We start from the raw sequence: 6,761 nt of genomic DNA on the forward strand, positions 1-6,761 counted from the left end.
GCCACGAAGTTGAGGATGGCATCACCCAGAAACTCCAGGCGTTCGTTGTTGCGCCCGGCAAAACTGCGGTGAGTGAGAGCCAGAAGCATCAGCTCCTGATCCTTGAAAGTGTAGCCGAGCTGACGCTCGAGACGGCTTAGAGAAACGCTCACGGTTTACCCACGCTGAGTTCGTGGCTGGATTCCACCACCACGGCCGCGAAGCGCCGTTGGCTTGGGACAATTAACGCTGTGTTCAAAAATGACGTCCTGACTATCGTTGGCTTCATGCCTTCGGGCAACCTTGTGCAGGCTCCAGAAATGCATTCGGCGCTGTGTTCAACAGCGCCGTGTGTGATTACTTGATCAGGCCAACCCGCGAGAAATTCGGCAGGTGACTGAGTTTGGGTTCCGGCCAGCTCATCCAGACCGCAAAGGCCTTGCCGACGATATTACGGTCGGGGACCATGCCCAGCATGTCCTTGGGAATGTTCGGATCATCCCAGTACCGGCTGTCGTTGGAGTTGTCGCGGTTGTCGCCCATCATGAAATAGTGCCCGGCCGGCACGGTCCACGAATGGTCCGGTGCGGCGCGGTAACGGCTCATTTCCTTGCGGATAAGGTGTTCGGCCTCGCCGAGTTTTTCCTGGTAGAGCTCGGCGCTGCCCAGTGTGCCCGGCTCGGAGCCGATCAACCGTTCGGCCACCAGTTCGCCGTTGACGAACAGGCGCTTGTCGGCGCTGTAGCGAATCTTGTCTCCCGGCAAGCCGACCACACGCTTGATGTAGTTGACGTTCGGATCGCTCGGAAAACGGAACACCATGACATCGCCGCGTTGCGGGTCACCGATTTCGATGACCTTCTTGTCGATCACCGGCAGGCGGATCCCGTAGGAGAACTTGTTCACCAGGATGAAGTCGCCCACATCCAGGGTCGGCTTCATTGAGCCGGACGGGATCTGGAACGGTTCCACCAGGAACGAGCGCAGCACCAGTACGATGAACAACACCGGAAAGAACGACTTGCCGTATTCGACCAGCAGCGGTTCCTTGTTGAGTTTTTCGACCACCACCCCATCAGGCTGGCTGACGCTGCCCTGATAGGAGGCGATGGCAGCCCGGCGCCGCGGCGCCAGGAACAACAGATCAAGCAACGCCAACAGGCCGCAGACGAACACGGCGATAACCAGCAACAGCGGGAAATTTAGCGACATAGGACCTAACTATCCAACCTGAGCACCGCAAGGAAGGCTTCCTGTGGAATTTCCACGTTACCAACCTGCTTCATGCGTTTTTTACCGGCCTTCTGCTTTTCCAACAGCTTGCGCTTACGGCTGACGTCGCCGCCATAGCATTTGGCCAATACGTTCTTTCTGAGCGCCTTGACGGTTGTACGCGCCACAATCTGCCCACCAATGGCGGCCTGGATTGCCACATCGAACATCTGCCGCGGAATCAGTTCCTTCATCTTCTCGGTCAATGCACGACCTTTGTAGTGCGCGTTGTCACGGTGCACGATCAATGCCAGGGCATCGACTTTCTCACCGTTGATCAGCACATCCAGCTTCACCAGATTAGCCGATTGGTAACGATCGAAATGATAGTCCAGCGAAGCATAGCCGCGACTGGTGGATTTCAGGCGATCGAAGAAGTCCAGCACCACTTCGTTCATCGGCAGGTCGTAGGTCACCTGGACCTGGGTACCGAGGAACAGCATGTCGTGCTGCACGCCCCGCTTTTCGATGCACAGGGTAATGACGTTGCCCAGATGCTCCTGCGGCACAAGGATGTTGGCCCGCACGATCGGCTCGCGCATATCCTCGATGGCCGACAGGTCCGGCAACTTGGACGGGTTGTCGACGTAGATGGTTTCGCCGTTCTTGAGCAGCAGCTCGAAAATTACCGTCGGCGCCGTGGTGATCAGGTCCAGGTCGTACTCGCGCTCCAGGCGCTCCTGGATGATCTCCATGTGCAGCATGCCCAGGAATCCGCAACGGAAGCCAAAGCCCAGGGCGTCGGAGCTTTCCGGGGTGTATTGCAGGGACGAGTCGTTCAGGGTCAGCTTTTGCAGGGCTTCGCGGAAATCCTCGAAGTCGTCGGAGCTGACTGGGAACAGGCCGGCGTAGACCTGAGGCTGGATACGCTTGAAGCCGGGCAGCACATCGACGTCGGGGGTGGAGCTCAAGGTCAGGGTGTCACCGACCGGTGCACCGTGAATGTCCTTGATGCCGGCGATGATGAAACCCACTTCACCGGCCTTCAGATCAACGGTGGCGGTGTGTTTCGGGTTGAAGACACCGACGCTGTCCACCAGGTGGATCTTGCCGGTGGATTTGACCAGGATCTTGTCACCCTTCTTGACGCGGCCGTGGCGCACGCGAACCAGGGAGACGACGCCCAGGTAGTTGTCGAACCAGGAATCGATGATCAACGCTTGCAGCGGATCTTCGATATTGCCGGTCGGCGCAGGAATGGTGGTCACCAGGCGCTCGAGCACTTCGTCCACGCCCAGGCCGGTCTTGGCGCTGCAAGTGACCGCGTCGGTGGCATCGATGCCGATGATTTTCTCGATTTCTTCCTTCACGCGGTCCGGATCGGCCTGGGGCAGGTCGATCTTGTTCAGCACCGGCATGACTTCCAGGCCCTGCTCGATGGCCGTGTAGCAGTTGGCAACCGATTGCGCCTCGACGCCCTGGCCGGCATCGACCACCAGCAATGCACCTTCACAGGCCGCCAGCGACCGGCTGACTTCATAGGTGAAGTCGACGTGGCCCGGGGTATCGATGAAGTTCAGCTGATAGGTAATGCCGTCGCGGGCCTTGTAGTAGAGCGTAACGCTGTGGGCCTTGATGGTGATCCCGCGCTCACGCTCCAGATCCATGGAATCCAGGACCTGGGCCTCCATTTCACGCTCGGCCAGGCCGCCGCACATCTGGATGAAGCGATCAGCCAGCGTCGACTTACCATGGTCAATGTGGGCGATGATGGAGAAATTGCGGATATGACTCAAATCACTCACGGATCAACACTCAAAAAGGCTGCAGGCATGGCCCGCCGAAAAATAGCCGGGAATTGTACCTGATACACCGCGCAAGTGGGAGCAAGCTTTGCTCCCACACAGCCTTGCCCCCGCAGCCCCCTCGCCATCGGTGCGCTGATCAACCGGCCCGGCGCAACAGCCAGAGCCCGGCCAAGGCGCAGACGGCGGCCGGTACCAGCACCGCAAACAGCGGCGAGAAACCGAATACCAGGCTCGACGGCCCCAGCAAATCCTGGGCAATACGGAAGGTGAAACCCACCAGTACGCCGGTAAACACACGCTGACCGAGGGTCACCGAACGCAGCGGGCCGAAGATGAAGGAAATCGCCATCAGCACCAAGGCTGCGGTGACCAGCGGCTGCAACACCTTGACCCAAAAAGCCAGCCAGTAGCGACCGTTGTTCAAGCCCTGATCCGCCAGATAGTGGATATACCCCCACAAACCGGTAATCGACAGGGAGTCCGGCGCCATCACCACAGTGCTGAGCAACTGCGGGCTCAGCGCCACGTCCCAACGCTCTTGCGGCGCAGCGACCACTTCGGTGCGCTTGTCATGGAACAACGTGGTGGTGACATCATTGAGCTGCCAGTGATCTTCAACAAACTTGGCGCGCTTGGCGAAGCTCGACGACAGCATGTGCCGCTGGTCGTCGAAGCGGTAGCGGGTCACGCCGTACAGGACACCGTTGGGCTGGACCGAGTTGATGTGGATGAACTCGTCACCCTGGCGGTGCCACAGGCCGTGCTTGGCGCTTTGTGCGTCGCCACCACCCTGGGCCAGGGAACGGTTGGCCTGAGCGGTGTTTTCGGTGGCCGGGGCAACGTATTCGCCGACCAGCAAACCCACCAGCATCAGCACCAGCATCGGTTTCATCACGGCCCAGACGATCCGACCAACGGAAACACCGGCGGCGCGCATGATGGTCAGCTCGCTGTTACTTGCCAGGCTGCCCAGGCCGATCAGGCAACCGATCAGCGCCGCCATCGGCAACATGTCGTAGAGTCGCCGCGGGGCGGTCAGCAATACGTAACTCAACACGTCCATCAAGGTATAGGTGTCGCTGACATCACCCATTTCATCGATGAAGGCGAACAGGGTCGCCAGGCCAAGAATGATCCCCAACACCGCGAGAATCGCCATGAACACACTGCTGCCGATGTACCGATCGAGTTTAACCACGGGCCACCTCCAGCGCGCTGCGACGACTGGCCAGCTTCAGGCGCAGTGGTTCCCAGTAGAGCAACCCGAGGCCAATCGCCAGGAAGATCGAATGCACCCACCAAAGGCCCAGCGCGGGCGGGATCTTGCCTTTCTCCAGCGCGCTACGGGCGGAAATCAGGATGGTCAGGTAAGCCATATACAGAAGAATCGCCGGTAGCAGCTTGAGGAAACGGCCCTGGCGCGGATTGACTCGCGCCAGTGGGACCGCCATGAGGGTCACGATGAATACCAGCAGCGGCAGCGAAAGGCGCCATTGCAATTCAGTGCGCGCCCGAATGTCGTTGTTGCCCAGCAAGCTGGAGGTGGGCATGGCATCGCGGTCGGTGACTTCGTCGCTGACCTCGGGCTTGGGCAGCAATACGCCATAGGTGTCGTACTTGATGGCCCGGTAATCGGCCTGCCCCGGCTTGCCGTCGTAGCGGTAGCCGTTTTCCAGGATCAGGTAGCGGTTGCCGTCGGGGTTGATTTCCTGACGCCCCTTCTCAGCCACCAGCACCGAAATGCCGCGGTCCTTCTTGGTGTCGGAAGACACGTTCTTTTGCGTAATGAAGACGCCGCCCAGGTCGACCCGGTCTTCCGAGAGTTCTTCGGTATAGGTGACGCGAGTCCCGTCGCGCAGGGCCTGGAAGCGCCCGGGCACCAAGGTGTCGAACTCGGTCAGGGCGTCCTGCTGATTGATCAGCATCTGGAACTGGTTGGCTCCCTGGGGCGCCAGGCTAAGACTCAGCCAGGCCACAACCAGCGCCACCAGAGTGGCCGGGAAGAGGGTCATGCGAAACAGGCGTTGCTGGCTCATGCCGGTGGCCGACAGCACGGTCATTTCGCTGTCCAGGTACAACCGGCCGTAGGCCAGCAGAATGCCCAGGAACAACCCCAGCGGCAGGATCAGTTGCAAAAAGCCCGGCAGGCGAAAGCCCATGATCAGGAACAGCGAGCCTGGATCCAGGGCACCGGAGGCCGCTTGGGCGAGGTATTTGATGAAGCGCCCGCTCATGATGATGACCAGCAGCACGGCGCTGACGGCGCTCAGGGTCAGCAGGACTTCGCGGGATAGATAACGGAAGACGATCACACCAGACACTCCAGGGCTGTCAGGCTAGGATTTGTACGAAAAGTGCCTGCGCGACGATCATGCTGCGTTGAAAACAGGCTCGGAATGCTCATTGACAACCAGTCAACTCCGCTTCCTCGCCTGTTTTCGCCTTGCCTGATCGCCGCTCGGCGACTTTTCATACAAACCCTAAGGCGGCCAAACAAGCAAATGTATCGAGCCGGCCCGCCACAGCGCGCCGCCGAAAAAAGAGCCGCATTATCCTGTGATTGGGGGCGCCTGTCACTTCGCACGCTTTAACCCGGTGCTTAAAGCCACAACTTAGCGCTGTCGGTGGGGTTGTCAGGCCCTGGCGCCGGGGTTCAAACTGCGGCCTTTGTCGCCGGCAAGCACCGGCGCTTCTCTTATATAGAAGAAGCTCGCTCAGCGCGCCATTGTGTCGGCGCCTGGCATCTTGACCATTCATTCAGGGATCCGGACATGGAACTGGTTGTAAAAAGCGTCAGCCCAGAAACGTTGAAAACCGCCACGCTGGTGGTTGCCGTCGGTGAAAACCGCCAGCTCGGCGTCGTCGCCACCCAACTCGACAGCCTGAGCGGCGGTGCCATCAGCGCTGTGCTCAAGCGCGGCGACCTGGCTGGCAAAGTCGGCCAGAGCCTGTTGCTGCACAACCTGCCCAACCTCAAGGCCGAGCGCGTGCTGCTGGTGGGCGTGGGCAAGGACGCCGAACTGGGCGACCGTCCGTTCCGTAAAATCATCGCCGGCGTGTTGGGCACCCTCAAGGGTCTGGGTGGCGCTGATGCCGTCCTGGCGCTGGACGAGTTGGTGGTCAAGGGTCGCGACAGCTACGGCAAAAACCGCCTGCTGGCTGAAACCCTGGTGGACGGCGAATACCAGTTCGACCAGTTCAAGAGCCAGAAAGCCGAACCCCGCGCCCTGAAAAAAATCACCCTGCTGACCATCAAGGCTGCCCAGGCTGAAGTTCAGCGTGCCGTGACCCACGCCACCGCGATCGCCAACGGCATGGCCTTCACCCGCGACCTGGGCAATCTGCCACCGAACATCTGCCACCCGACGTTCATGGGTGAACAGGCCAAGGCGTTGGGCAAGGAATTCAAGGGCTTGAAAGTCGAAGTCTTCGACGAAAAGAAAATCAAAGACCTGGGCATGGGCTCGTTCTACTCCGTCGGCCAGGGCAGCGCACAGCCGCCACGCCTGATCGTCATGCAATACAACGGTGGCAAGAAGTCCGAGAAGCCGTACGCACTGGTCGGCAAGGGCATCACCTTCGACACCGGCGGCATCAGCCTCAAGCCGGGCGCCGGCATGGATGAAATGAAGTACGACATGGGCGGCGCCGCGAGCGTGTTCGGCACCCTGCGCGCCGTGCTCGAACTGCAACTGCCGATCAACCTGGTGTGCATCCTGGCCTGCGCCGAGAACATGCCCAGCGGTAACGCCTCGCGTCCAG

At 60.1% G+C, this 6,761-nt stretch carries 4 protein-coding genes and 2 pseudogenes; 1 reads left to right on the top strand and 5 read right to left on the bottom strand.

The genetic code is table 11. The annotated features are described in order from the left end of the window. The 5 genes and pseudogenes from rnc to lptF all read right to left on the bottom strand — a co-directional run. Positions 1–152 (bottom strand): annotated as a pseudogene (rnc, locus tag GSM73_RS27450) (ribonuclease III); the annotation flags it as partial. Positions 153–336: 184 nt separating this feature from the next. After that, a complete protein-coding gene (lepB, locus tag GSM73_RS17075; RefSeq protein WP_047228881.1) occupies positions 337–1,191 on the bottom strand; it encodes a signal peptidase I in 855 nt (284 codons plus the stop codon). 5 nt (positions 1,192–1,196) lie between these two features. After that, a complete protein-coding gene (gene lepA, locus GSM73_RS17080; protein ID WP_047228880.1) occupies positions 1,197–2,996 on the bottom strand; it encodes a translation elongation factor 4 in 1,800 nt (599 codons plus the stop codon). A gap of 139 nt (positions 2,997–3,135) precedes the next feature. Next, positions 3,136–4,197, bottom strand: a complete 1,062-nt coding sequence (gene lptG / locus GSM73_RS17085; RefSeq protein WP_047228879.1) for an LPS export ABC transporter permease LptG — start codon at positions 4,195–4,197, stop codon at positions 3,136–3,138. Continuing rightward, positions 4,190–5,311, bottom strand: a complete 1,122-nt coding sequence (gene lptF, locus GSM73_RS17090) for an LPS export ABC transporter permease LptF (protein WP_047228878.1) — start codon at positions 5,309–5,311, stop codon at positions 4,190–4,192. Before lptF ends, lptG begins: the two co-directional genes overlap by 8 nt. A gap of 513 nt (positions 5,312–5,824) precedes the next feature. Here lptF and GSM73_RS27455 point away from each other — a divergent pair. After that, positions 5,825–6,761 (top strand): annotated as a pseudogene (locus GSM73_RS27455) (leucyl aminopeptidase); the annotation flags it as partial.

It is taken from the genome of Pseudomonas sp. PICF6, assembly GCF_009831705.1.
Lineage (GTDB): Bacteria > Pseudomonadota > Gammaproteobacteria > Pseudomonadales > Pseudomonadaceae > Aquipseudomonas > Aquipseudomonas rhizophila.